At 74.0% G+C, this 24,745-nt stretch carries 25 protein-coding genes; 17 read left to right on the forward strand and 8 right to left on the reverse strand.

Going from position 1 to position 24,745, the window contains the following annotated elements:
- Position 1: 1 nt before the first annotated feature.
- From OM98_RS06805 to purM, 5 genes are read left to right on the forward strand one after another with little or no spacing between them, the layout of a single operon-like run.
- Positions 2-406, forward strand: coding sequence for a sterol carrier family protein (locus OM98_RS06805; RefSeq protein ID WP_010533853.1), 405 nt, complete (start codon positions 2-4; stop codon positions 404-406).
- Entirely contained in the window at positions 403-1,212 is an 810-nt protein-coding gene (locus OM98_RS06810) for a copper homeostasis protein CutC (protein WP_010533854.1), read from the forward strand. Before OM98_RS06805 ends, OM98_RS06810 begins: the two co-directional genes overlap by 4 nt.
- Entirely contained in the window at positions 1,209-1,520 is a 312-nt protein-coding gene (locus OM98_RS06815; RefSeq protein ID WP_010533855.1) for a hypothetical protein, read from the forward strand. The genes OM98_RS06810 and OM98_RS06815 overlap by 4 nt, the downstream gene beginning before the upstream one ends.
- A 59-nt stretch (positions 1,521-1,579) precedes the next feature.
- On the forward strand, positions 1,580-3,067 hold the full coding sequence (gene purF, locus OM98_RS06820; protein WP_010533856.1) for an amidophosphoribosyltransferase: 1,488 nt from the start codon (positions 1,580-1,582) through the stop codon (positions 3,065-3,067).
- A complete protein-coding gene (purM, locus tag OM98_RS06825; protein WP_010533857.1) occupies positions 3,064-4,206 on the forward strand; it encodes a phosphoribosylformylglycinamidine cyclo-ligase in 1,143 nt (380 codons plus the stop codon). The genes purF and purM overlap by 4 nt, the downstream gene beginning before the upstream one ends.
- A gap of 109 nt (positions 4,207-4,315) precedes the next feature.
- On the opposite strand, the gene OM98_RS06830 is transcribed toward purM, so the two are convergent.
- Positions 4,316-4,501 carry a DUF3073 domain-containing protein gene (locus OM98_RS06830; RefSeq protein ID WP_029362739.1) on the reverse strand — a complete coding sequence of 62 codons (186 nt, stop codon included), beginning with the start codon at positions 4,499-4,501 and terminating at the stop codon, positions 4,316-4,318.
- 326 nt (positions 4,502-4,827) lie between these two features.
- Between OM98_RS06830 and OM98_RS06835 the strand changes: the two genes are divergently transcribed.
- Both OM98_RS06835 and OM98_RS06840 read left to right on the forward strand, forming a co-directional pair.
- Positions 4,828-5,052: a BldC family transcriptional regulator gene (locus OM98_RS06835; RefSeq protein ID WP_010533859.1), complete on the forward strand. Its 225-nt coding sequence runs from the start codon at positions 4,828-4,830 to the stop codon at positions 5,050-5,052.
- Positions 5,049-5,996 carry an alpha/beta hydrolase gene (locus tag OM98_RS06840; protein ID WP_010533860.1) on the forward strand — a complete coding sequence of 316 codons (948 nt, stop codon included), beginning with the start codon at positions 5,049-5,051 and terminating at the stop codon, positions 5,994-5,996. The genes OM98_RS06835 and OM98_RS06840 overlap by 4 nt, the downstream gene beginning before the upstream one ends.
- Before the next feature lie 19 nt (positions 5,997-6,015).
- Here the strand turns inward: OM98_RS06840 and OM98_RS06845 are convergent, their stop codons facing one another.
- Positions 6,016-7,179 carry a lysylphosphatidylglycerol synthase transmembrane domain-containing protein gene (locus tag OM98_RS06845; protein WP_010533861.1) on the reverse strand — a complete coding sequence of 388 codons (1,164 nt, stop codon included), beginning with the start codon at positions 7,177-7,179 and terminating at the stop codon, positions 6,016-6,018.
- A 60-nt stretch (positions 7,180-7,239) separates the two neighbouring features.
- On the opposite strand from OM98_RS06845, the gene OM98_RS06850 reads away from it, so the two are divergent.
- Complete coding sequence (locus OM98_RS06850; RefSeq protein WP_010533862.1) at positions 7,240-7,575, forward strand: hypothetical protein; 336 nt, start codon at positions 7,240-7,242, stop codon at positions 7,573-7,575.
- Between the two features lie 117 nt (positions 7,576-7,692).
- The gene (locus tag OM98_RS06855) at positions 7,693-10,494 is read left to right on the forward strand and encodes a UvrD-helicase domain-containing protein (RefSeq protein WP_010533863.1); all 2,802 of its coding nucleotides are present in this window, start codon (positions 7,693-7,695) and stop codon (positions 10,492-10,494) included.
- 12 nt (positions 10,495-10,506) lie between these two features.
- Here OM98_RS06855 and OM98_RS16370 read toward each other — a convergent pair whose 3' ends face one another.
- From OM98_RS16370 to OM98_RS06870, 3 genes are all read right to left on the reverse strand, one after another.
- Entirely contained in the window at positions 10,507-13,395 is a 2,889-nt protein-coding gene (locus OM98_RS16370; protein ID WP_029362740.1) for a multicopper oxidase domain-containing protein, read from the reverse strand.
- A gap of 85 nt (positions 13,396-13,480) precedes the next feature.
- The gene (locus OM98_RS06865; protein ID WP_010533865.1) at positions 13,481-14,104 is read right to left on the reverse strand and encodes a hypothetical protein; all 624 of its coding nucleotides are present in this window, start codon (positions 14,102-14,104) and stop codon (positions 13,481-13,483) included.
- 10 nt (positions 14,105-14,114) lie between these two features.
- Complete coding sequence (locus tag OM98_RS06870; protein ID WP_010533866.1) at positions 14,115-14,381, reverse strand: hypothetical protein; 267 nt, start codon at positions 14,379-14,381, stop codon at positions 14,115-14,117.
- A gap of 195 nt (positions 14,382-14,576) precedes the next feature.
- Between OM98_RS06870 and sucC the strand changes: the two genes are divergently transcribed.
- The 5 genes from sucC to OM98_RS06895 all read left to right on the forward strand — a co-directional run bounded on the left by sucC (position 14,577) and on the right by OM98_RS06895 (position 19,687).
- Complete coding sequence (gene sucC / locus OM98_RS06875; protein ID WP_010533867.1) at positions 14,577-15,743, forward strand: ADP-forming succinate--CoA ligase subunit beta; 1,167 nt, start codon at positions 14,577-14,579, stop codon at positions 15,741-15,743.
- A 12-nt stretch (positions 15,744-15,755) separates the two neighbouring features.
- Positions 15,756-16,646 carry a succinate--CoA ligase subunit alpha gene (sucD, locus tag OM98_RS06880; protein ID WP_010533868.1) on the forward strand — a complete coding sequence of 297 codons (891 nt, stop codon included), beginning with the start codon at positions 15,756-15,758 and terminating at the stop codon, positions 16,644-16,646.
- Between the two features lie 271 nt (positions 16,647-16,917).
- Complete coding sequence (locus OM98_RS06885) at positions 16,918-17,637, forward strand: metal-dependent transcriptional regulator (protein ID WP_010533869.1); 720 nt, start codon at positions 16,918-16,920, stop codon at positions 17,635-17,637.
- Positions 17,638-17,822: 185 nt separating this feature from the next.
- Positions 17,823-18,743 (forward strand): C40 family peptidase, encoded by a 921-nt coding sequence (locus tag OM98_RS06890; RefSeq protein ID WP_010533870.1) that lies wholly within the window; start codon positions 17,823-17,825, stop codon positions 18,741-18,743.
- 116 nt (positions 18,744-18,859) lie between these two features.
- Positions 18,860-19,687 carry a hypothetical protein gene (locus OM98_RS06895; RefSeq protein ID WP_010533871.1) on the forward strand — a complete coding sequence of 276 codons (828 nt, stop codon included), beginning with the start codon at positions 18,860-18,862 and terminating at the stop codon, positions 19,685-19,687.
- A gap of 32 nt (positions 19,688-19,719) precedes the next feature.
- Here the strand turns inward: OM98_RS06895 and OM98_RS06900 are convergent, their stop codons facing one another.
- Complete coding sequence (locus tag OM98_RS06900; RefSeq protein ID WP_010533872.1) at positions 19,720-20,547, reverse strand: HAD hydrolase family protein; 828 nt, start codon at positions 20,545-20,547, stop codon at positions 19,720-19,722.
- A 110-nt stretch (positions 20,548-20,657) separates the two neighbouring features.
- Here OM98_RS06900 and OM98_RS16420 point away from each other — a divergent pair, with 110 nt between their 5' ends.
- Complete coding sequence (locus tag OM98_RS16420) at positions 20,658-21,653, forward strand: GNAT family N-acetyltransferase (RefSeq protein ID WP_010533873.1); 996 nt, start codon at positions 20,658-20,660, stop codon at positions 21,651-21,653.
- 9 nt (positions 21,654-21,662) lie between these two features.
- Here the strand turns inward: OM98_RS16420 and hutG are convergent, their stop codons facing one another.
- Positions 21,663-22,631 carry a formimidoylglutamase gene (gene hutG / locus OM98_RS06915; protein WP_010533874.1) on the reverse strand — a complete coding sequence of 323 codons (969 nt, stop codon included), beginning with the start codon at positions 22,629-22,631 and terminating at the stop codon, positions 21,663-21,665.
- A gap of 54 nt (positions 22,632-22,685) precedes the next feature.
- A complete protein-coding gene (locus tag OM98_RS06920; protein WP_010533875.1) occupies positions 22,686-23,939 on the reverse strand; it encodes a multidrug effflux MFS transporter in 1,254 nt (417 codons plus the stop codon).
- A 47-nt stretch (positions 23,940-23,986) separates the two neighbouring features.
- Here OM98_RS06920 and OM98_RS06925 point away from each other — a divergent pair, with 47 nt between their 5' ends.
- A complete protein-coding gene (locus tag OM98_RS06925; protein ID WP_010533876.1) occupies positions 23,987-24,466 on the forward strand; it encodes a MarR family winged helix-turn-helix transcriptional regulator in 480 nt (159 codons plus the stop codon).
- The coding region (locus tag OM98_RS06930; protein ID WP_010533877.1) for a helix-turn-helix domain-containing protein at positions 24,463-24,745 on the forward strand (283 nt) is incomplete at its 3' end. The genes OM98_RS06925 and OM98_RS06930, both read left to right, overlap by 4 nt.

The raw sequence follows: 24,745 nt of genomic DNA on the forward strand, positions 1-24,745 counted from the left end.
GGTGGTGACCCGTCGCACCGATCCGCAGGCGGGGATCGAGGCCCTCGGCGCCTGGGCCCGCGACCCCGCGGCCGCCCGCCGCGCCGTGCTCGCCCCGGCCGTGCGCCACACCCTGGAGCTGTTCGCCGAGGAGTACCCGGGCGGCGCCGTCGAACTGCGCGTCCCGCCCTACGCGGCCGTGCAGGCCATCGCCGGCACCCGCCACACCCGCGGCACCCCGCCCGCCGTCGTCGAGACCGACGCCACCACCTGGTTGGCACTCGTCACCGGAGCCATGAGCTGGGACGAGGCCCGCGCGGCCGGGGCCGTCACCGCCAGCGGGGAGCGCAGCGACCTCTCGGAGCTGCTGCCCCTGCCCGGCCCGCGCCGCGCCGCCCGCACCGCCCGCGAGGAGGGCACGGCATGAGCGAGCGCACCCCCGTGACCGTCGAGGTCACCGTCGCCGACGTGGCCGGGCTCGAGGTGGCCGCCCGCGCGGGCGCCCACCGCATCGAGCTGTGCACCGCCCCCGAGCGGGGCGGCGCCAGCGCCGACGCCGAGCTGGTGGCCGCCGCCCGGCATCGCCTGGACGCCCTGCTCACCGAGCAGCGCGCCCGCCCCGGCCTCGAGCTGCACGCCCTGATCCGCGTCGGCGCCACCGCCGAGGTGGACCCCACCGACCCCGCCCCCTTCCGCTACGAGGGGCCCGCCGTCTCCGAGATGGCCGCGCAGGCCGCCGCCGCGGTGCACGCCGGGGCGCACGGCATCGTCATCGGCGCCCTGAACGAGCACGGCGGGCTCGACGTGCCCGCCCTGGAGAGCATCCGCGACGCCGCCCTGCAGGCCGGGCAGGAGGAGCTGCGTGGGGTGGGCCTGACCGCCCATCGCGCCGTGGACGCCCTGCCCGACCGGGACGCCCGCGTCGAGGCCGTGCAGCAGCTGCTCGGCCTCGGCTTCCATCGGGTGCTGAGCTCCGGCGGCGCCCTGCGCGCCCTCGACGGCGCCGCGGACCTCGCCGCGATGGTCGAGGCATCCGAGGAGCTGATCGAGATCTGCGCCGGCGCCGGGGTGCGCCCCGCCCACCTGGCCGAGCTGGTGCGCGCCACCGGCGTCCCGGCCGTCCACCTGTCCGCCCGCCGCGCCGCCGCCTCGCCCCGCGAGGCCGCTGCCCCCGACACCGCGACCGACCCGGCGATCGTCGTCGCCGCCGTCGACGCCGCAGGAGCACTGTGACCACCTCCCAGCCCTCCCCGTCCGCCCCTGACAGTGCGGACGCCCCGACGAGCCCCGCCTCCCCGGCCGAGGCCCCCGCGGAGTCCACCGCGGTGTACGTGCGTCGCCGGCGCACCCCGAGCCTGCTCACCTGGGTGCTGCTCGCGCTGGTCGTGCCCGTCGTCATCGGATTCCTCGGCGCCCCGCTGCTGGGCATCACCGACGCCGGCTCGATGCTGAACCTCGGCCTGCTGGCCGGGCTGTTCATCGGCGTGCCGCTCGCGGCACTGGCCTGCCTCGTCGAGGCGATCGCGCAGCGTCGCCGCTGAGCGAGGGAGCCGCGTCACCTCCGGACGGCTCCCCGCTCCGGCTGTGTCATGATGGGGCCGTGGCACGTGGCGACGGCAACCTCTCCCACGACCTCCTCCCCGGCGAGAAGGGTCCGCAGGACTCCTGCGGCGTCTTCGGCGTCTTCGCCCCGGGGGAAGAGGTCGCGAAGCTCTCCTACTACGGGCTCTACGCCCTCCAGCACCGCGGTCAGGAATCGGCCGGCATCGCGACCAGCGACGGCTCCCAGATCCTGGTCTACAAGGACATGGGCCTGGTCTCCCAGGTCTTCGACGAGGCGAGCCTCGAGGCCCTGCAGGGGCACATCGCGATCGGGCACGCTCGCTACTCGACGACCGGCGGCTCCGTCTGGTCCAACGCGCAGCCCACCCTCGGCCCCCGGCCCGACGGCACGGTCGCCCTGGCCCACAACGGCAACCTGGTCAACACCGCCGAGCTGCTGGAGCTGCTCACGGAGCGCCAGGGCGAGACCACCCGCGGCGAGATCGCCCGCGGTAACACCACCGACACCGCCCTGGTCACCGCCCTGCTGAACACCGAGGGCAGCCTCGAGGACGCCCTCGCCGAGGTGATGCCCCACCTGCGCGGCGCCTACTGCTTCACGATCATGGACGAGACCACGCTGTACGCGGCGCGCGACCCCCAGGGCATCCGACCGCTGGTCCTCGGCCGCCTCGAGCGCGGCTGGGTGGTGGCCTCCGAGACCGCCGCCCTGGACATCTGCGGCGCCAGCTTCGTCCGCGAGGTCGCCCCCGGCGAGATGATCACCATCGACGAGCAGGGGCTGCGGTCCCGCCAGGTGATGGAGCCGCGCCCCAAGGGCTGCGTCTTCGAGTACGTCTACCTCGCCCGCCCCGACACCCACATCAACGGGCGCAGCGTCAACGAGTCCCGCATCGAGATGGGCCGGCAGCTCGCCCGCGAGCACCCCGTCGAGGCGGACCTGGTGATCCCCACCCCGGAGTCCGGCACCCCCGCCGCGATCGGCTACGCCCAGGAGTCCGGCATCGACTACGGCCAGGGCATGGTGAAGAACGCCTACGTCGGCCGCACCTTCATCCAGCCCAGCCAGACCATCCGGCAGCTCGGCATCCGCCTCAAGCTCAACCCCCTGCGCGAGGTCATCGAGGGCAAGCGCCTGGTCGTCATCGACGACTCCATCGTGCGCGGCAACACCCAGCGGGCCGTGGTGCGAATGCTCCGCGAGGCCGGCGCCGCCGAGGTGCACGTGCGGATCTCCTCCCCGCCCGTGCGCTGGCCCTGCTTCTACGGCATCGACTTCGCCTCCCGGGCGGAGCTGATCGCCAACGGCCTGGACACGGAGGAGATCGCCCGCTCCATCGGCGCCGACTCCCTGGGCTACATCTCCCAGGAGGGCATGGTCGCCGCCACCGCGCAGGAGCCCTCCACCCTCTGCACGGCCTGCTTCACCGGCACCTACCCGGTGTCCCTGCCCGATCCGACCGCCCGCGACCAGGGCATCCTCCCGGTCACCCTCGAGGAGCTCTCCGTGAAGGAACCCGCATGAGCACCCCCGCCCCCCGTGGAGTCACCTATGCCGAGGCCGGGGTCGACACGGCCGCCGGAGACAAGGCCGTGGAGCTGATGAAGGAGGCCGTCGCCGCGACCCACGGCCCCGAGGTGCTCGGCGGCATCGGCGCCTTCGCCGGCCTCGTCGACGTCAGCGCGCTGAAGGACTACCGTCGCCCGCTGCTGGCCTCCTCCACCGACGGCGTGGGCACCAAGATCGCCCTGGCCCGCGAGCTGGACGTGCACGACACCATCGGCCAGGACCTGGTCGCGATGGTGGTGGACGACATCGTCGTGGTCGGCGCCCGGCCGCTCGCGATGACCGACTACATCGCCTGCGGGCGGGTGGTGCCCGAGCGCATCGCCGACATCGTCCGCGGCATCGCCGAGGGCTGCCGCATCGCCGGCTGCGCCCTGGTGGGCGGGGAGACCGCCGAGCACCCGGGCCTGATGGCCCCCGAGGACTACGACGTGGCCGGCGCCGCCGTCGGCGTGGTCGAGGCCGAGGACATGCTGGGCCCGGAGCGGGTCCGCGTCGGCGACGTGCTGATCGGGATGGCCGCCTCCGGCCTGCACTCCAACGGCTTCTCCCTGGTCCGCGCCGTGGTCGACCGCGCCGGGCTGGGCCTGGACACGATGATCGAGGCCTTCGGTCGCACCCTCGGCGAGGAGCTGCTGGAGCCGACCCGCATCTACGCCGGGGACGTCGCCGCGCTGCTCGAGGACGAGGCCGCCGGCGGCGGGGTCCACGCCCTCAGCCATGTCACCGGCGGGGGACTGGCCGCGAACCTGGCCCGGGTGCTGCCCGCCGGCCTCGGCGCCGTGGTGGACCGCTCCTCCTGGACCCCGGCACCCGTCTTCGCCGCCGTCGCCGAGTGGGGCGACGTCCCGCAGCTCGACCTCGACGGCACCCTGAACATGGGCATCGGCATGATCGCCGTGGTCCACCCCGAGCAGGCCGAGGCGACCCTGTCCCTGCTGGCCGCTCGGGACCTGCCCGCCACCGTGATCGGCGAGGTCCTCCCGGAGCAGGCACTTCCCGCGGGGGAGGGACGACTGGAGCATCGGGTGAGCGGCGCCAAGGGCGTCGAGGGCGGCACCGTGCTCATGACCTCCCAGCATCACGGCTGGTCCTGAGGTCGGTCGGGGCAGGTCCGGACATGGGGGCGCACGCAGAGAACCAGGGCCGTCCCGTCGGGGCGGCCCTGGTCAGCGGGATCTCGGTGGCGTGGGGACGCCGACCTGCTCAGCGGTACCGGGCGGAGGGGGCGTCCTCATCGGCCCAGTCCTCGCGGTCCTCGTCCCAGTCGCCGCCCTCGGCCTCCTTGTGCTGCAGCTCCCGCTGCAGCGCGGAGAGGTCCGTGGGCGGGCTGTAGTACTTGAGGTCCCGTGCCACCTTGGTCTGCTTGGCTTTCTGTCGGCCACGACCCATGGATCTGACCCCCTGTGCGTCGGCTGGCGGGCGCTCGAACGGGCCCGGACGATGGCAATGTTTCGGAACCACAGAATACACGGGCGTGATCCGCTCCGGCGAACGGCCCCGGGGAGACCTGGGTAACGCTCGCTGTGCGGGGGGTGCGCGAACCCATGTCTCGACATGCCCGGACTATCCGCTAATTGCAGGTCACAGGACTCTGAGTATTCACGTGATGCTCCGGAAACCTATTAGGATGGGGGCTCTGAGCGGTCCGCCGGATCTTTCGGCCAGCGCCGCTCTCTCTCCCCGCTTCATCCTCACCGGAAGGTCGCTCACACGCCATGAACGGTTCCACGGAACACCACCACCACAGCCACGGCGAGGATCGCGCCGCGCAGCTGCTGACCCCTGCCGAGGTCGCCCAGATGTTCCATGTCGATCCCAAGACCGTGACCCGGTGGGCTCAGGCCGGCAAGCTCTCCTACATGCGGACCCTCGGCGGCCACCGCCGCTACCACCGTCACGAGGTCGACGAGCTGCTGCGCGAGAGCACCGGGGGCGAGTGACCCCGGACCCCCTCTTCGGCCGCGGGTACACCGCGCACCGCCTCCATCTGGGGGCCGACGAGGAGGGGGAGCTGATCGCGACCCTGGTCCACCGCATCCATCGCCGCGGTGACCGGGAGGCGGCTCCCGGCAGTCCGCCGCTGCTGGTGCTGCACGGCTGGTCCGACTACGTCCTGGACCGGGCCCTGCTCGACCACCTGGGGGAGGGTGGGCACGACGTCTGGGCCCTGGACCTGCGCAAGTACGGCCGCAGCCTGCGGGACGGGCAGACGCCCACCGCGATCGATCACCTCAGCCGCTACGACCACGAGATCGGCCTCGCCCTGCGCATCATCGGGCGGGGCCGATCTCCTGTGGTGATCGCGCATTCCATGGGCGGGCTGATCGCCTCCCTCTACGCCCAGCGGCACCCTCGCGCGTTCGCGGGCCTGGCCCTGAACTCGCCCTGGCTGGAGATGCACGGCGGGCGCTGGACCCGGCTGCTCGGTGACCCGCTGGTGCGGGCCGTCGCGCCCCGGCTGCAGCACCGGGCGATCCTGCCGACGGCCGCCCCGCACGTCGCCCGCACCACCCACCGCGACTACGGCGGACGCTACGACTACGAGCTGGCGCTGAAGCCGGCCGAGGGGCACGGCTTCCCCGCCTCCACCCTGCTCGCCGTGCTCGACGGGCAGCGTCGGCTGGCACGATCCGGGCCGATCACCCTGCCGGTGCTGGTGCTGCACGCCGCCCGCTCCCGCTTCGGCCTGCGCTTCTCCGAGCGGATGCGCCGCGCGGACGGGGTGCTGGACGTGCGCGCCATCTCCGCCGCGGCCCGCCGGCTGGGGCCGCGGGTGCGGGTCGAGCCGATCGAGGGCGCCCGCCACGAGGTGTTCCTCTCGGACGCCGACGCGCGCTCCCGTGCGGTGCGCCTGTTGGACGCCTGGTTCGCCGAGAGCTTCTGAGCCCCCGGGGAGCGGCCGGTCAGCCGCGACGGCGCCCGGGCAGCAGGGCTGCGATCCCGCCGCCCAGCAGCGGCACCACCCAGGTGGTGATCCCCAGCAGCAGCACCGCGGTCGCCGCCGGGCCGGCCCCCACCCCGAGCCCCACCAGGGCCGCGGCCCCTACCGTCTCGGCGATGCCGGCACCGCCCGGGGTGAGCGGCAGCAGCGCCGCCACCCGCCCCAGGGCGAACACGGCGACAGTCAGCAGCAGCGGCAGCTCGGCGCCCACGGCCTGCAGCGCCAGCACCAGGGCGAGCCACTGAGCGGTGCGCGCCGCGGCGGTCGGCAGCAGCAGCCCGAGCGGACGGGTGCGCAGCAGGCGCACCAGGTGGTCGCGCTCGGTGAGCACCGCCTCCGCCAGGGCGGGGCGCGCCGCCCCGTCGTCCGCCCGGTCGTCGGTGGCCGGGCCCGTCTCCTGCCGACCGGGCGGGGCGGGCAGCGGCACGATCGCGGCGAACTGATCCAGCAACCCGGCCAGCACCGAGCGGCGAAGGAGCACCGCCATGCCGCCCACGGCGAGGGCGCCCAGGACGATCACGGCCAGCGCCGCACCGATCCCGCCGGGCAGCGGCACCGCGGTGACCCCACCGAGGGAGGCGACGGCGTAGGCGGTCAGGCCCAGCAGCGGCACCAGCAGCGAGGCCACCGCGAGCTCCACCAGGGAGCCGGCGACGATGCCGGTGAGGATCACCCGCAGCGGCAGACCGGAGCGGCGCAGCAGGTAGCCCAGCAGCAGCGGACCGAACAGCCCGCCGCCGGGCACCGCGGTCGCGGCGGCCGAGCCGACGGCGTGGGCGCGCAGGGTGTCGCCGTAGGGGGCGCCGCGCAGCGCGGTGCGCAGGGTCAGCGCCTCCAGGGCGACGGCGAGCACGCCGAGGACGACCACGCTCGGCACGGCCCAGGCCGGCAACGCGGACAGGGAGGTCAGGATCTCGGACCAGCCGGCACCCGTCACCCAGGGCAGCCCCCAGGCCACCAGGGCCGCGACCAGCAGCACGGAGAGGACGGCCAGCACGATCCGCCCGGTGCCCAGGCGCGGTCGGTGCTCGAGGTCCGCCTCCGCCGCGATCCATGGCAGGGCCCCGGTTGCATCGTCGGCGGGGCGGGGCGTGGCGCCGCCGGGGGAGGACGCGGGGGCGGGCATGCGGTGATTCTCGCACGCAGGTGGTCCGAGGTCCTGCGAGGGCGCCGGTAGCCTGGGGATATGTCCTTCCTGATCTCTCTGTTCGTGGTCCTCCACATGCTCTGCTGGGCCGTGGCGCTCGGCACCTGGGTGGCCGCCGCCCGCACCCGCACCCCCAACCCGGGCATGGCCCACGCCGCCGCCGGCGCCCTCGTCTTCGGCCTGGTGCTGATGGTCCTGGTCTCGATCGGCGGGGACCCGGACCACGTGAAGCTCGGCATCAAGTTCCTGCTGGCCGCCGTGGCCACGGCCTTCGCGTTCGTGGCCCGCAACCGCGGCCCCGAGACCCCCTCTGCGATCTGGTTCGGCATCCCCGTCGCGATCGTCGCGAACATCGTGGTGGCCGTCTTCGTCTGAGCGACGGCACCAGCTCCCCGGAGCCGACTCGGAGACGCTCCCGCGGCCCGATCGGGCACGGATCACGGGGCCCGGCGATCACGGATCGTCGGGCCTCGCCCCTATCCTGGAGGGGCCATGAGCTCACTCTTCGACGACCTCTCCCTGCCCGACTCCTTCCGCCGCCTGGAGGGCGTGCGGGTGAGCGCCGACGCCTCGCCGCCGGCCGGGAAGGGGGAGCCCGCGGACCCGGGCTTCGACGGCCCCGCCGACCCGGCTGCCAAGGCGTCCGCACAGGACGATGACGGCGCCGCCCCCTGGGGTGAGGAGCCGCCGCCGGAGGAGGACGAGCTGCCGCCCGAGGACGACGGGCACCCCGAGGCCGGGGAGACCTCGCCCTTCGAAGGCGACCCCGTCCCCGCCGCGCCGTCGGCCGCCGCCTCCCACTGGGGCGGGGGCGGACCCGCCGTGCGGCCCGCGAGCGCGGAGCGCCTCGCCGAGCTGGTCGACGGGCTGAACCCCCCGCAGCGCGAGGCCGTCGAGCACCGCGGCGGCCCGCTGCTGATCGTCGCGGGCGCCGGCTCCGGCAAGACCCGGGTGCTGACCCGCCGCATCGCCCACCTGCTGGCCTCCGGCCAGGCCCTGCCGGGGGAGATCCTCGCGATCACCTTCACCAACAAGGCCGCCGCCGAGATGCGCGAGCGTGTCGAGGAGCTGGTCGGCCCCGCCTCCCGTGCCATGTGGGTCTCCACCTTCCACAGCGCCTGCGTGCGGATCCTGCGCCGGGACGCCCCCGCGGCCGGGCTCAAGAGCTCCTTCACCATCTACGACAGCGCCGACTCCCTGCGGCTGATCACCACGATCGCCAAGGACCTGGAGCTGGACACGAAGAAGAACGCACCCCGCGCGATCGCCTCGCGCATCTCCTCCCTGAAGAACGAGCTGGTCGACCCCATCGACTACGCCGACCAGGCCGAGAGCGCGAAGAACCCCTTCGAGAAGACCCTCGCCCGCATCTACACGGCCTACGCGGAGCGGCTGCGGCAGGCCAACGCCGTGGACTTCGACGACCTCATCGGGCTGACCGTGACGATGCTGCGCGAGAACCCGGCCATCCGCGAGGGCTACCGGCGGCGCTTCCGCCACCTCATGGTCGACGAGTACCAGGACACCAACCCTGCGCAGTACGCGCTGGTGCGGGAGCTGGTGGGGGACGACCCGGCCGCCGACCTCACCGTGGTGGGCGACTCCGACCAGTCGATCTACGCCTTCCGCGGCGCGACCATCCGCAACATCGTCGAGTTCGAGCAGGACTTCCCCTCGGCCCGCACCATCGTGCTGGAGCAGAACTACCGCTCCACCCAGAACATCCTCGGCGCCGCCAACGCGCTGATCGCCGGGAACGAGGGACGCCGCCGCAAGAACCTGTGGACCGACCAGGGCAGCGGCGAGCAGATCACCCTGTACGTGGCCGACGACGAGGCCTCTGAGGCCCGCTACATCGGCCGCCAGATCGACGCCCTGGTCGACGCCGGCCGGCAGGCCGGGGACGTGGCGATCTTCTACCGCGCCAACGCCCAGTCCCGCGCCCTGGAGGACCAGCTGATCCGGGTGGGCCTGCCGTACCGGGTGGTGGGCGGCACCCGCTTCTACGAGCGCCGCGAGGTGAAGGACGCCCTGGCCTACCTGCAGGTGCTCGCCAACCCCGAGGACGAGATCAACCTGCGGCGCATCCTCAACGTGCCCAAGCGCGGCATCGGCGACCGCGCCGAGGCGGCCGTCGCGATGCTCGCCGAGCGGGAGCGGATCGGCTTCGGCGAGGCCCTGCGCCGCGCCGAGGAGGCCCCCGGCATCGCCACCCGCTCCCTGAACGCCGTGCGCGGCTTCGTGGCGATGATCGACGACCTGCGCGAGCTGACCGATCGCGGCGACGGCCCCGCAGAGGTGCTCGAGACGATCCTGCAGCGCACCGGCTACGAGGCGGAGCTGCAGGGCAGTGACGACCCGCAGGACGAGTCGCGGCTGGAGAACCTCGCCGAGCTGATCAGCGTGGCCGCCGAGTTCGAGGCCCAGCAGGAGGCCGCCGCGGCCGCCGCCAGCGAGGCGGAGGACGACGAGGATGCCGCCGGCGACACCGATGACCGGGCAGGTCAGGAGCGCCGCGCCCCCACGGCCGGGGGCCGCGCCGGCAGCAATCTGCCCGGGGTGGACGACCCCGAGGGCACCGTGCTGGACCAGTTCCTGGAGAAGGTCTCGCTGGTCGCCGACGCCGACCAGGTGCCCGGCGGGGAGGACCAGTTCGTCACCCTGATGACGCTCCACACCGCCAAGGGCCTCGAGTTCCCGGTGGTGTTCCTGACCGGTATGGAGGACGGCACCTTCCCCCACCAGCGCACCCTGTCGGACCCGCAGGAGCTGGAGGAGGAGCGGCGCCTCGCCTACGTGGGCATTACCCGCGCCCGCGAGAAGCTGTACCTGACGCGCTCGCAGATGCGCGCCACCTGGGGCGCCCCGCAGTTCATGCCCGCCAGCCGTTTCCTCGACGAGCTGCCCGAGGACACCCTGGACGTGGCCCGCGCCGGCTCCTCCCTCAGCGGGGTCGGCTACGGCGGCGGCTACGGCTCCGCCGGCAGCTACGGCGGGGGCTACGGCGGCTCGAGCCGCTCCGGCGGGGGCCGCGGCCCCTCCTTCAGCGGCGGCACCGGCGGCGGACGCCGGGACGTCAGCCGGCCCAGCTTCGGCTCCGGCCGCACCCCGACGCCCACCTCGAACCTGCCGCAGCTCGCGGTGGGGGACCGCGTCACCCACGACTCCTTCGGCATGGGGACCGTCTCCGAGGTGGCCGGCCAGGGCGACAAGACGCAGGTGGAGGTGCAGTTCAAGGCACCCCACGGCACCAAGCGCCTGCTGCTGCGCTACGCCCCGATCACGAGGCTCTGAGCGCCCCTCCCCTCACGCGGTGATGCGGATGAGGGCGCGGGCGCCGCGTTCCATGTCGGCGAAGGAGTGGTTCACCGCGGTGTAGGTGCCGGGCTCGTCGAAGACCAGCTCCACGAAGCCGCCCTGGGCGGCGGCGAGGTCGAGGGCCTGGGAACCGCCCCCGGACTCCTCCTCCGGGGTGAGCAGGTAGCTGCCCTCCTTGTAAACGGTGTCGAAGACGCCGCCCACCACGTGGAAGGAGATGCCGCGGGACGGGCCCGCGGCGAGGACCCAGATCCGCACCCGCTCGCCGACGCGGGCCTGCAGCGGCTCGGTGACGTACTGGCTGGCGTGACCGTTGAACACCGTGAAGTCCGGGCGGCCCGCCGCGATCTTCGCGGAGGAGATCGCATGGGCCGTGTCCTCCTCTGTCGAGGGCACCAGATAGTGGTCCGACTGCACCAGCACCCAGTCGTGGTCCACCTCCGCGATGCCCGCGGGCGGCACGATCAGCGCGCCGAGCATGCCCGAGGCGAGGTGCACCGACATCGGCATCGTCGAGCAGTGGTACAGCCACACCCCGGCGTGATCCGTGGTGATCGCGTACTCCAGGCTGTCCCCGGGCTGGATGGTGCGCATCGCCTCATCGGGCGAGACGCGGCCGGCGTGCAGGTCCAGGGAGTGCCCCATCGAGCCCTCGTTGCGCAGGTCCACGGTGAGCCGGGCCCCCAGCTCCGAGCGGATCACCGGGCCCACCACCTGCCCGCCGAAGGTCATCGCCGCCATGTCGACGCCCGGGGCGAGCTCCCGTTCGGCTTCGCTGATCACCAGTTCGAGGCGCTGCTCCGGACCGGTCGCGGCGGGCAGCGCCGCATCCCGGGCCTCGATGCCGGGCTCGGACTGCAGGTCGGCCGTGACGGGGGTGAGGTCGTCCAGCTCCGTGGTGGGAGAGGTGCCGGAGCCGTCCGTCGCGGATCCGCCGAGCGTGCTCACCCGCAGGGTCATGCCCATTGCGCGATGCCCGACGATCGAGCACCAGCCGTCGAGGTCCTGGGTGATCACCCCGGCCTGGACCGTGGTGGACCCGCCGGGGCGCAGTCGCCCGGAGGCGACGCCATTGGCGAGCACCAGGTCGTGCGCGTCGTAGGGGTCGTCGTTCGTGAGCTCGATGACCAGGGCGTCCCCGGCGGACACCTCCAGCACGTCCGGGGTGAAGCGCATGTCCGCCATCGAGACGGCGAGGGTGGTGGTCTCGCCGGTCTCCGTCACCGCGGCACCGATCCCGCCACTCCTCGCGGAGGCGGAGCCGGAGGCCCGGTCCAGGGAGGAGGCCGCGGCGGTCAGCCCCAGCACGGAAGCCGCCCCCAGCACCGCCCCGCCGAGGCGACGACGCCCCAGCACGGTGGGATCCGAGACCGCTGAGGTCTCCGGGGCAGGCGTCGCGGGCTCCCGGGTGGCCGCCGCTGACGGCTCCGGCTCCGCCGTGGACCCCGTCCCCGCTGCGGACCCCGGCTGCGGCTGCGGGGCTGCGCCGGGACGGCCGATGCCCGGCATACCCAGGCCCTCGGGGCGCCGCAGTCGGCGCTGCTCCCGCACGGCCAACACCATCGTCACCGGCATCGACAGCAGCGCCAGCATGCACAGCGCCGAGAGGACCACCCGCGCCGCCGAGCCGATCCCGGAGCCCTCCAGCGTACCGAGGCTGAGGGCCGCCACCACGGCGTCCCCGCCGTCGCTGCCCATGCCCGCCGCGACCGTCAGCCCCAGCGCCAGGTTCAGCACCACCACCCGGGTCAGGGCGGCCGCGGACATGCGGGCCAGGCCCGCGCGCACCGCCCGCGGGCCGCCGCCCATCGTGGTGGGCAGCAGGTGGCTCATCGCGCCGAACAGCACCTGCACCAGGAAACCCGCCACCAGCGGCACCGTGAGCAGCTGCAGATCCGCGGCGAGCACCGTCGCCGCCCAGACCTCGTCCGCCGAACGCCACCACATCACCAGCAGCGCCGTCACGGTGCCCACGAACCACAGCAGGCCGGCGCCGATGGACAACACCGGGAACAGCGGCAGCGGATCCCGGTGCACGGCCCGGGCCGAGCGTCCCGCCGTCCGTCCCAGGTCCACCGCCAGCACGAGCAGGCACACCAGGTAGGCCGCCAGGAACATCGCGCCCATCAGGACCGATCCCAGCGTGGCCGCGGCGGCGGCGCCGACCACGGCGACCACCATGACGCGCAGCAGGCCCGGGGCCCGACGGGCCGCTCCCTCGTCCAGCCGGGTGCGCAGCACCGTCGGCCAGAGAGTCTGCAGGGTGGACAGAACCGTGAGACCCACGAAGCCCAACACGTTCACCAGCTGATGGGCGAGCAGCAGCCGACCCTGCCAGGGTTCCCCGAGATCAAGCGAGAGCAGCGCCCCCAGCAGCGCGCCCACCGGCAGCAAGCAGGCCGCCGCCGCCGCGTAGGTGCGCACGGTGGCCTCGAAACGGCTGGGCAGCGCGACCCGGAGCTGCGCGAGCAGTCCCAGGGCATACCAGAGCAGGGCCGCCCCCACCATCGTCGCCCCCACCATCACCGCGATCGGCCATCCCGCCACCACGCCGGCGCAGGTGACGATGATGCCGAGGGTCAGCAGGTGCATGCGCCGCACCTGGCGGCGGCGGTCCACCTCGCCGAGCCGCACCTTCAGCAGGGCCTCGGTGAACTGCTGGCCCCACACCATGATCGAGGTGGTCACCAGGCCGAGCGTCACCATGTGCACCAGCAGCCAGCGGGACTGTGGGATCCAGGGATGCGCCACGATCACCACCAGCAGGGCGATCATCCACCCGGTGACGGGCCGGGACACCCGGCGATGCCAGGAGGAGCGGGAGGGGCGGGCCGGAGCGGGGGAGGTTCCGGTCGGGGACGCAGGGGAGGGGCTCACCCATCGAGGCTAGGAATGCCTCGCTCACCTGCACGGGGACCCAGGTCCCCGCCGGGCCTGCGTGAGCGGCCGGGCGCGAGGGGGCTCAGCCCTGCGGCGGGGGAGCGGCGGCCTGCTGGCGGGCCTTGCGCATCTGCCCGAACACCCCGGCGGCGAAGGAGATGATCACGATGACCAGCACGATCGCGAGCATCACGGTGAAGGGGATCATGATCCCCGCGGTGTGCAGCACCAGCCAGATCACCAGGATCGAGCCGCCGATCAGCAGGGCGTCCCGCAGGGCCCGCAGGATCCGACCGCCGAGGTCGGCCCGCTGGGCCTGCCCCTGGGCGGTGCGCAGGCGGCGATGGGCGACGGTCGCGTAGGCGGCGGCGTCCTTCCGCCAGTCGCCGCCCGAACCCGCCGTGGTGGAGGGACGCGTGCCCGAGGACGTGCCGCCGGTGCTGGAGCGGGCGGAGGCGGTGGTGGCCTGCTCGTGGGCGGTGGTGCCGGTCGTGCGGGGTCCGGTGTCGCGTGACTCGGTGCTGCGGGGTCGCTCGGTCCGCTCCGGGCGTCCCTGGCCGCCCGCGGCCTTGCCGGCGGCGCGGGCGCAGTCGCTCGCCTTCTCGCCGAGGTCCCGGGCGGAGCGCTGGGCGGCCTCGGCCGCGCCGGGCGCCTGCTTGCGGGCGGTGTTGCGGGCCGCCTTCGCGTAGGTCTTCCAATCGGGCACGGGGACCTCCTCAGCGGCCGTCGTCCTCGCGCCAGCGGATGTCCCCGCCGCCGGGGGCGGGGTCGCGGCGCGGGCTCCCGGAGCGGGCGCGACGGTCGTTGTAGTAGCTCAGGCCCACGTTCAGGGCCAGGGTGACGGCGACGCTCAGCACGAATCCGCTGACCGTGGAGCGCACGCCCAGCAGCCGCAGCACGATGAAGATCGCGAGGATCGCGACCACGCTGAAGCCGAGGTGCGCTCGGATGCGGGCCAGCAGGCTCTGGGGCGGCCGGTTCATGGGCCCCAGCGTACCGAGCCGGGCTGAGGGAGTCCCGGGCGGGACGGTGCCCCCGTGTGATCGGGCTTACCCCCGGTCCGCCCATCCGGAGAAGGTCCCGGGAAGGGGCTAGGGTGGTCACGTTCACAGGGGCGGCCCGGATGCCGAGATCGGACCCACGGCCGCCCGCTGCCGACTGGAGAGGAATCGAACCCCGTGGACCTGTACGAGTACCAGGCCCGCGATCTCTTCGAGAAGCACGGTGTGCCCGTGCTCGGAGGAGTCGTCGCGGAAGACCCCGCCGCCGCCAAGGCCGCTGCCCAGCAGCTCGGCACCCCGGTGGTTGTGGTCAAGGCCCAGGTGAAGACCGGCGGCCGAGGCAAGGCCGGAGGCGTCAAGATCGCCAAGTCCCCCGAGGAGGCGGAGGCCAAGGCCGCCGAGATCCTCGGCATGGACATCAAGGGGCACACCGTGCACCAGGTGATGATCGCCGCCGGAGCCGACATCGCCGAGGAGTTCTACTTCTCGCTGCTGCTGGACCGCGCCAACCGCACCTACCTGGCGATGTGCTCCGTCGAGGGCGGCGTCGAGATCGAGCAGCTCGCCGTCGAGCGCCCCGAGGCCCTGGCACGCGTGGCCGTGGACCCGACGGTCGGCATCGATGAGGCCAAGGCCGCCGAGATCGTCGAGGCCGCGCGCTTCGACGCCGAGACCGGCGCGAAGGTCGCCCCCGTGCTGCAGAAGCTGTGGGACGTCTACCGCGAGGAGGACGCCACCCTGGTGGAGGTCAACCCGCTGGTGAAGACCGGCGAGGGCGAGATCATCGCGCTCGACGGCAAGGTCACCCTCGACGAGAACGCCGGGTTCCGTCACGAGGACCACGCCGCCCTGGTCGACTCCCGCACCGAGGACCCGCTGGAGGCCAAGGCCAAGGAGTTCGACCTCAACTACGTCAAGCTCGACGGCGAGGTCGGCATCATCGGCAACGGCGCGGGCCTGGTCATGTCCACTCTCGACGTGGTCGCCTACGCCGGCGAGGAGCACGGCGTGAAGCCCGCCAACTTCCTGGACATCGGCGGCGGCGCCTCCGCCGAGGTGATGGCCAACGGCCTCGACGTGATCCTCGGCGACGAGCAGGTCTCCGCCGTGTTCGTCAACGTCTTCGGCGGTATCACCGCCTGCGACGCGGTCGCCAACGGCATCGTCGGCGCGCTGCAGAAGCTCGGCGACCAGGCCACCAAGCCGCTCGTCGTGCGCCTCGACGGCAACAAGGTCGAGGAGGGTCGGAAGATCCTCGCCGACTTCGCCCACCCCCTCGTCACCCAGGCCGACACCATGGACGGCGGCGCCGCGAAGGTCGCCGCGGCCGCCGCAGGAAAGTGAGAACGCACCCCCATGTCCATCTTTCTCGATGAGAACTCCAAGGTCATCGTCCAGGGCATGACGGGCTCGGAGGGCATGAAGCACTCCCAGCGCATGCTCGACTCGGGCACCGCCGTCGTCGGCGGCGTGAACCCGCGCAAGGCCGGGCAGTCCGTCTCCTTCGAGGGCGGCCACGAGGTGCCCGTCTTCGGCTCCGTCGCCGAGGCGATGGAGGCCACCGGGGCGAACGTCTCCGTCGTCTTCGTGCCGCCGGCCTTCGCCAAGTCCGCCGCGATCGAGGCGATCGACGCCGAGATCCCGCTGCTGGTCGTCATCACCGAGGGCATCCCGGTCAGGGACTCCGCCGAGTTCTTCACCTACGCCCGGTCGAAGGGCACCACCCGCGTGATCGGCCCGAACTGCCCGGGCCTGATCAGCCCCGGGAAGTCCAACGCCGGCATCACCCCGGCGAACATCACCGGTCCCGGGAAGCTCGGCCTGGTCTCCAAGTCCGGCACCCTGACCTACCAGATGATGTACGAGCTGGCCGACATCGGCTTCACCACCGCCATCGGCATCGGCGGCGACCCGGTCATCGGCACCACCCACATCGACGCCCTCGAGGCTTTCGAGAACGACCCCGACACGGTCGGCGTGGTGATGATCGGCGAGATCGGCGGCGACGCCGAGGAGCGCGCCGCCGCGTACATCAAGGACAACATGTCCAAGCCGGTCGTCGGCTACGTCGCGGGCTTCACCGCCCCCGAGGGCAAGACCATGGGCCACGCCGGCGCCATCGTCTCCGGCTCCGCGGGCACCGCGCAGGCCAAGAAGGAGGCCCTCGAGGCCGCCGGGGTGAAGGTCGGCAAGACCCCTACCGAGACGGCCGAGCTGATGCGCGAGATCGTCAAGGGCCTCGCCTGATCACGACCCCGCGCTGAGCGGGGACGGCATCGACCGGCCCTGATGGTCGTCACCGGACGCCCCGGACCCCCGACGGGTCCGGGGCGTCCGGCGTCCCGGCCGTCTCCTCCCCAGGGAGGAGACGGCCGCCGTCCCTCCCCGGGGAGCAGGCTCGACCGAGGCCGATCCGGGCCCTGGCGACCCCGGCCGGGACGTTCGTCCGCCCCGCCCACTAGGATGGACGGTGCCGTCAGCGGACGGCACCTGCAGCCCCGGAACCGGAGGAGAACCAGTGAGCGGCGACCTCATCGACACCACCGAGATGTATCTGAAGACGGTGTTCGAGCTGCACGAGACCGGCACCGCGCCGATGCGGGCCCGGATCGCGGACCGCCTGGGCCACTCCGGACCGACCGTCTCCCAGACCGTCGCCCGGATGGAGCGTGACGGCCTGCTGCACCTCGACGAGCACCGCCAGATCCAGCTCACCGAGGCCGGCCGCGAGATGGCGATGGACGTGATGCGCAAGCACCGCCTCGCCGAGCGCCACCTGCTGGACGTGATCGGCCTCGAGTACGCCCTGGTCCACGAGGAGGCCTGCCGCTGGGAGCACGTGATGAGCCTCGAGGTGGAGCGCCGCATCGCCGAGCGCCTCGAGCCGCCCTACGTCGACCCCTACGGCAACCCGATCCCCGGACTCGCCCAGCTCGGCATCGACGAGACCGCGCTCACCCCCGAAGGTCAAGGAATCTCCCAGCGGGGCCAGGAGCTCGGGGCCGCCGTGCCCGAGGGCTCCGCCCAGCGGCTGCGCCTGCTGCGGATCGGCGAGGTGCTGCAGTCCGACCCGCAGATGCTGCGCGATCTCGCAGATCACGGCATCGTCCCGGGCGTCGTGCTCGAGGCGGACCGCGTCGGCGACTCCTACCTGCTGCGCGCCGAGGGCCGCGAGCAGATCGCCCTGCCCGGCGACGTGGCTGGTCAGCTGCATGTGACCTCCGCGACAGCCGAGTAAAGCCTCCGTCAAGGTCTCCTCCAGAGGGCCCCACCCGCGGGCGTCGCGGGCGGCTCGGCCCCTAGTCTCGAGGGCGTGCCGCGGCGACCTGGTCCGGCATGCCCCCCGGAATCCCCCATGGCGCACCGGACAGGGCTGCGAGGTGACGCGCGCAGGGCCACGGCCCCGGGGGTACGGGAGCTGACGTGTCGAACACCGTGAAGAACACCCACCGCCGCGCCATGCGGCCGGTGACCCCTGCCGTCCGCGCCGGCCGCCTGGCCGCCGGCGCCGCCATGACCGCCGGCATCGTACTGGGCGGCGCCGCCGCCGCGACCGCCGAGCCGCAGGCCGAGCCCCAGGCCGACGGGTCCGCCGCGGCCGAGGCCGCCGCCCCCGCCGCGGTCACCCTGCCCACCGCGGGCTCCGAGGACGAGGAGTCCGAGAGCGCCGCCCCCGCCGTCTCCTTCGACGCGGCCCCCGCCTCGACCCTCTCCGTGACCCCCGCGCCGGAGCCCGAGCCCGCGCCGGAGCCGGAGACCACCGAGGAGGAGGCCGAGGAGGACACCTCCTCGGAGCAGTCCACCGAGACCCGCGAGGACGAGGGCACCTCCCGCGACACCGAGCGCGAGAGCACCGAGGAGGAGGACGCCTCCGAGGAGTCCACCGACGACTCCGAGGAGTCCACGGTGGAGGAGTCCACCGACAGCTCCGAGGAGTCCACCGAGGAGGAGAGCACCGAGTCCTCCAGCGAGGACGAGGACAGCTCCGAGGAGGAGTCCTCCGACGTGCCGGCCGCCGACAGCTCCATCCTGGCCACCGCCCGCTCCGGCATCGGCGTCCCCTACGTCTACGGCGGCTCCAGCACCTCGGGCTGGGACTGCTCCGGCTTCGTCGCCTGGGTCTACGCCCAGCACGGCGTCTCCATGCCCCACACCGCCGCCGGCCAGGCCGCGATGGGCACCCAGATCCCCCGCTCCGAGGCCCAGCCGGGCGACCTGGTCTACAAGCCGGGCCACATCGGCATCTACGCCGGCAACGGCAAGTTCGTCGACGCGGGCAACAGCCGCGTGGACACCTCCGAGCGCAACATCTACTCCGGCGACTGGACCTTCTACCGGATCTGAGTCGGAGCCGCATCCCGATCCCCCGCCGCGAGGACCCCGCACCCCTGGGTGCGGGGTCCTCGTGCATCCGGCACCGGGACGGGGCCCGGGCCTTCTTCCGGCGGTACCGTGGGGCGGTGACCTCCCTGCGTGACCTCCTCGCCGTGATCCTGCTGCTGGGCGCCCTGGTGCTCGGCGGGCTCTGGCTGCCCGCCACCTGGCTCCAGCACCACGTCGTGGACCGCGAGGGCTTCCTCTCCATCGCCGAGCCGCTGGGGGAGGACGCCGCCTTCCAGCGCAGCCTCACCGACGGCGCCGTCGAGCAGGTGCTCGGCAGCGACCGCGTGCCCGACTGGGCGGCCGAACGGCTCACCCCGCTCGCCGAGGACCAGCTCGCCGAGCTCACCGGCACGGGCACCTACGCGAGCATGTGGGCCGAGGCGATGGGGCAGACGCACGACGCCCTGTTCACCCCCGGCGCCTCCGACGTCGACGTCGACTTCGCGCCCGTGATCGACGGGGCCCTGAGCGAGGCGGAGGAGATCCTCCCCATCGACCTCCCGCGCCCCGAGGACGCCACCGTCACCGTCGCCACCATCCCCGACGTGCCGCTCGTGCACCGGGCCGGGGTGCTCGACCCCTGGGGGCAGCGGCTCGGGCCGGTCGCCCTGGTGATGGCCGTGCTCGCCGTCGTGATCGCCGCCCACCGCCGCACCATGACCCTGCTGGCCGGGCTCAGCGCCCTCGGCGCCGGAGGCATCACCCTGCTCATCGCCACCCGCATCACCGACATCGTCCCGGATTCGGTGGACCAGGCGGCCTTCCTCGGCCCCATCGTGCAGGTCTTCGAGCAGCGCCTGACGACGGACGTCACCGGTCAGGGGATCATCCTGATGGGTGCCGGTGCACTCGTGGCCGCCGTGGGCCTGGCCCTGATGGGGCTGCACCGCCGCCCCGTCGTCTGAGCGACCGCCGGCCACCGGTCCGGGGGCCGGACTCAGACCAGGCCCAGGCGCTCCGCGGCCAGCACCAGGCCGCCCTCGGCCGGGCCCGGCACCACCAGGTCCGCGGCCTCGGCCACCACGGCGGGGGCACCCTGGATCGCGACCGCGGTGCCCGCGGCCCGCAGCATCCCGAGATCGTTCATCCCGTCGCCCACCGCGATGGTGTCCGCGACGGTCAGGCCCAGGTGCTCGGCCACCTGCCGCAGTCCGTCGGCCTTGTCGATGCTGCGCAGGTGCAGCTCGCCGGAGCTGCCGTCGCCGCGGGACATCGAGTTGGGCAGCGCCCCGACCTGATCGCCGATCCGGGCGGCCACCTCGTCCACCGGGATCGGGGACTGCCACAGCGAGATCTTCGCGAAGGAGCAGGCCGTGAGGTCCTCGGGCACCACGGCGGCGCGGGCCAGGGCCCAGCTGCCGCCGCCCACCGAGCCGGCCGGGCCGGGCACGGCCTCGCGGGCGCGGGCGCGCAGCCAGTCCGCCATCGGCTGCGGGCAGTAGATCGCCTCGGGAGCCTCCAGCACGAAGGGCGCGCCCAGGTCCAGCAGCACCTCGGCGGCGTGACGGGCCAGCTCAGCGGGGAAGAGGTCGTCCCGCAGCAGCTCCCCGTCGACGGTGACGTGCGCCCCGGCGGAGCAGACCGCGCCGTCCAGCAGCTCCAGCACCGCGTCCTCGACGATCGAGGCGGGGCGTCCCGTGCTCAGCAGCACCGTGTGGCCGGCGGCGCGGATCCGCGCGAGCACCTCCACGTGCGCGGCGGGCACCACCCCGTGGTCCGCCAGGGTGCCGTCGAAATCCAGGAACACGACCCGCCGCTGCGACACCGGGGAACCTCGCCTCACTCGGGGATGCGGCGCCGGACGGCACCGAGGACCACCCTAGGCGACGATCGCCCTCGCCCCGGCGGCCACGACCCGTCTGCGACGATGGGCGCATGAGCCCGGCCCCGTCCCCCGAGATCACCCTGGTGGTCCTCGCCCCCGAGCACGCCGCGGAGCTCGCCGCCCTGGAGGAGTGCAACCGGGAACACCTGCGCATCGGCGCCCCCGAGCGGGAGCCCGCATGGTTCACCGAGGCCGGGCAGCGCGCCGCCATCGCCGCCCTGCGCACCGAGCGGGAGGAGGGCCGCGCGCTGCCGATGGTGATCATGCGGGAGGAGCCCGCGGGGCGCCGCATCGTCGGTCGGATCTCCGTCAACGGCATCACCCGCGGCGCCGCGCAGTCCGCCTCGCTCGGCTACTGGGTGGATCGCGACGAGTCCGGCCAGGGCATCGCCACCGCCGCCGTGAAGCTCGCGGTCGCCGCGGCGTTCGGCGGCCTCGGCCTGCACCGGCTGCAGGCCGAGGTGCAGGTGGGCAACGACGCCTCCGCAGCCGTGCTGCAGCGCTGCGGCTTCACCGAGGTGGGCCTCGCCCCGCAGATGTTGCGCCTGGGCGGCGACTGGACCGACTGCCGCCTCTTCCAGCTGGTCCATCCCGCCTGGAAGGAGCCGAGCGCGGCCGGCGCCGGGCACCGGTCGGGGCTCACGCTGCACGTGGAGCTGCCGGAGCGGGAGGAGACCCTCGCCCTGTACGAGGCGGTCGGCTGGTCCGCCTACCTCGAGGACCCCGAGGCCCTGCACCGGGCGATCGCCGGCAGTGCCCGCGTCGTCTCCGCCCGCCAGGACGGAGAGCTGGTGGGGCTCGCCCGGGTGATCAGCGACGGCGCCAGCATCGCCTACCTGCAGGACGTCCTGGTCGCGCCCCGGATGCATCGTCGGGGCCTGGGTCGGAGCCTCGTCGAGGCCGTCCTCGAGCCCTACGCGGACCTGCGGCAGCAGGTGCTGCTCACCGGCGACGACCCCGGTCAGCGGGCCTTCTACGAGGCGCTCGGGATGACGGAGGTCCACGACCACCCGGCCGGGCTGCGCGCCTTCGTGCGTCTGCGCTGACCGCGCCGCTCAGGCCCGGCCGACGCCGAGGGCGGTGTGCACGGCTGTGGTGACGAGGCGGGCGGCGGTGCGGGCGGTGCGGCCGTCCGCATCCAGCGAGGGGTTCAGCTCCACGACGTCCAGCAGCGCGAGCTTCCCGCTGGCGGCGGCCGCGGTGACGGCCGCCTGCACCAGCGGCAGCGGCACCCCGTAGGCCGCGGGGGCGGATACCCCTGGGGCGACGGCGGCGGGCAGCAGGTCGAGGTCGATCGTCAGGTACAGCACGTCGAGATCGGCAGTGAAGTCCTCGACCGCGGCGCGGATGCCCTCGGCGCGGGCGGCGAGGCACTCCTCGTCGGTCATCCAGGTGACGCCGAGCTCCCGGGCGCGGGCGAACAGGGCGCCGGTGTTCGAGGGCTCCGCGATGCCGAGCACGGTGTAGCGCAGCGCGCGGCCGGCGGCGCGCTCGGCGACGGCCATCTGCGCGAAGGGGGTGCCGGAGGTGGGGCGGGGTTCCTCGCGCAGGTCGAAGTGGGCGTCCAGGTTCAGCACGCCCCAGCGGGATCCGGCGTGGCGGGAGGCCATCAGCGCCCGGTAGTTGGGCCAAGCGGTCTCGTGCCCGCCGCCCAGCACCACGGTGAGCCGGCTGCCCGGCGCGTCCAGCGCGGTGGTGGTCAGCGAGGTCGCGGCGTCCTGCCCGCCCTCGAGGTCCTCGCCCTCGGTGACGGCGTCCCCGAGATCGACGAGCGCGACCTCGCCGGTGGCGAGCGGACCGTGCAGGGCCATCGGGGCGAGCGCCCGGCGCAGCGCCGCGGGCCCCTCGGCGGCGCCCACCCGGCCGCGGTTGCGACGCACGCCCTCGTCGGAGCGGAAGCCGAGCAGACCCACGTGCTCGGCGCCCGGTGCCGGGGGAGCGGTGCGCACCCGCTGGTGCCAACGGGCGTGCTCGGCGCCCTCGCCGTCGGTGCGTCCCTGCCAGGGGTCGGTGCTCGCGCTCATCGGGTGCCTTCCGCGACTGAGGTCGGGCCGCGCGGCATGCGCGGCCCGTCCTCATCATGGCATCGGGGTGGTGGTCGCTCGGGCGCGGCGGGCGATCGCCTGTCCGGCCAGCGCGACAGTCACGCACACGGCCATCACCAGCGCCATCGGCAGGGCCGAGGTGCCGTCGCCGAGGCCCACCAGCGGGGAGACCACCGCGGCGAGGCCGAACTGCAGGGCGCCCAGCAGGGCGGAGGCGAGGCCCGTGGAGCCGGGCACCGCACCGAGGGCAAGCGCGGTCGCGTTGCCGAAGATCAGGCCCATGCTGGCCACGGCCAGGAAGATCGGCACCGTCATGGTGATCACGGGGGCGCCGCTCAGGGAGAGCGCGAGGCCGAGGGCGACGGCGATCGACGCTCCGGCCAGGCCCAGGCGGAGCAGCCGCGCCACCGGGACCGTGGAGGTCAGCGAGGCGGAGACGCCGCTGACGATCATCAGGGCCAGGGCGTTCACGCCGAAGGCGAGCCCGTACCCGAGCGAGCCGAAGCCCATCATCTCCTGGTACAGGAACGGGGAGGCGGAGATGTAGGCCATCATCGCCGCGAAGGCGAAGCCGAAGGTGATCGTGTGGCCCAGGTACGCGCGCGATCGCAGCAGGGCTCCGAGGCCCGCCGCCTGGTCGCGGGTGGCCCGCAGCTCGGACCGCCGGGAGGTGCTGAAGGACTCCTTCACCACCAGCAGCACGGCCACCAGCATCACGGCGGCCAGCACCATCACGATGGCCAGCAGGCCGCGCCAGCCGATGACGTCGGTCAGGGCCCCGCCGAGCACGGGCGCGACCACGGGGGCGACGCCGCCGACGATCATCATCAGGCTGAAGGCGCGGGCCGCGGGGGGCCCGGCGGCGAGGTCGGAGATGATCGCGCGGGCGATCACGGTGCCGGCGGCTCCGGCGAGGCCCTGCACGGCGCGCGCCGCGATCAGCACGCCGATGGTGGGGGCGAGGACGGTGGCGATGCTGGCCAGCAGGAACACGGCGGAGCCGACGAGCAGCGGGCCGCGGCGGCCCCAGCGGTCCGAGACCGGCCCGAAGACGAGCTGGCCGACGGTGAGGCCCGCCAGGAAGGCGGTGAGGGTGAGCTGCACGGCCACCGAGGAGGTGTCCAGGTCGCCGGCGATCTGGACGAAGCTCGGCAGGTAGAGGTCGGTCGCCAGCGGCGCGATGGCGCTCAGCAGCCCGAGCACGAGCAGCAGCACGAGGGGGAGCGACTCCCGGCGGGGCGCGGTGGGCGCCGCCGCGGGAGCGGTCAGGGTCGAGGAGGAACGCATGTAGTTATCAAAACATAATCATGCGGTGCCGTCGTTAGGATCGGTCTGTGACCTCGCCGACCCCGCCCCTGGACCGCTTCCTGTTCGACGACCCCGTGCTCGTCGACCTCGCGGACGAGGTGCTGGACCTCGCCCGCCGCCTGCACCGCGGCTCCGAGGGCATGGAGGGGGTGGTGCCGCTGACCGGGACCGAGGTGATGGTGCTGCGCTACATCGACCGGCACCCGGAGTCCACGCCGAGCGCCGCCGCCGAGGGCACCGGCCTGCGCCGACCCAACCTCAGCGCCGCCCTGCGCTCGCTGGAGGCCAAGGGGATGATCGAGCGCCACGGCGATGCGGCCGACTCCCGCAGCGTCCACCTGCGGCTCACCGAGCGCGCCCGCGTCAGCGCCTCCCGCATCCGCGCGCGCTGGGGCCAGGTGCTCTCCGCCCAGCTCGGCGAGCTGACCGCGGAGGAGCATGCCGTGCTGGAGCGCGCCGTCGGCATCCTCGAGCGCGGCACCCTGGGCCCGGACTCCGCCTCGTGAGCGCCCAGCCGGGCGGGCCGGCCCCGAAGGCCCCCGCGGCCGACGCCGCCCTGCGGCTGCTCACCCACCTCGCCGCCCAGCGCCGTCCCGTCGCCGCCTCCCGCCTCGCCGCCGAGCTGGGTCTGCCCCGCTCCCGGGTCTACGACCTGCTCACGACCCTGGTCGAGCACGGCTTCGTGCTGCACCTGGCCGAGGAGCGCCGCTACGCGGTGGGTCCGGCGGCCTACGAGCTCGCCGCCGGCTACGCCCGCCACGACCCGCTGGCCCGCACCGGCCGCC

It is taken from the genome of Brachybacterium squillarum M-6-3, from assembly GCF_000225825.1.
Taxonomy (GTDB): Bacteria; Actinomycetota; Actinomycetes; order Actinomycetales; family Dermabacteraceae; genus Brachybacterium; species Brachybacterium squillarum.

Coding starts and splice junctions, on each gene's coding strand:
- OM98_RS06850 (WP_010533862.1), top strand. CDS start 7,240: ATGTCCTTCCTGATCTCTCTGTTCGTGGTCCTCCACATGCTCTGCTGG.
- purM (WP_010533857.1), top strand. CDS start 3,064: ATGAGCACCCCCGCCCCCCGTGGAGTCACCTATGCCGAGGCCGGGGTC.
- OM98_RS06855 (WP_010533863.1), top strand. CDS start 7,693: ATGAGCTCACTCTTCGACGACCTCTCCCTGCCCGACTCCTTCCGCCGC.
- hutG (WP_010533874.1), bottom strand. CDS start 22,631: ATGAGCGCGAGCACCGACCCCTGGCAGGGACGCACCGACGGCGAGGGC.
- OM98_RS06810 (WP_010533854.1), top strand. CDS start 403: ATGAGCGAGCGCACCCCCGTGACCGTCGAGGTCACCGTCGCCGACGTG.
- OM98_RS06920 (WP_010533875.1), bottom strand. CDS start 23,939: ATGCGTTCCTCCTCGACCCTGACCGCTCCCGCGGCGGCGCCCACCGCG.
- OM98_RS06845 (WP_010533861.1), bottom strand. CDS start 7,179: ATGCCCGCCCCCGCGTCCTCCCCCGGCGGCGCCACGCCCCGCCCCGCC.
- sucD (WP_010533868.1), top strand. CDS start 15,756: ATGTCCATCTTTCTCGATGAGAACTCCAAGGTCATCGTCCAGGGCATG.
- OM98_RS16420 (WP_010533873.1), top strand. CDS start 20,658: ATGAGCCCGGCCCCGTCCCCCGAGATCACCCTGGTGGTCCTCGCCCCC.
- OM98_RS06835 (WP_010533859.1), top strand. CDS start 4,828: ATGAACGGTTCCACGGAACACCACCACCACAGCCACGGCGAGGATCGC.
- OM98_RS06830 (WP_029362739.1), bottom strand. CDS start 4,501: ATGGGTCGTGGCCGACAGAAAGCCAAGCAGACCAAGGTGGCACGGGAC.
- OM98_RS06870 (WP_010533866.1), bottom strand. CDS start 14,381: ATGAACCGGCCGCCCCAGAGCCTGCTGGCCCGCATCCGAGCGCACCTC.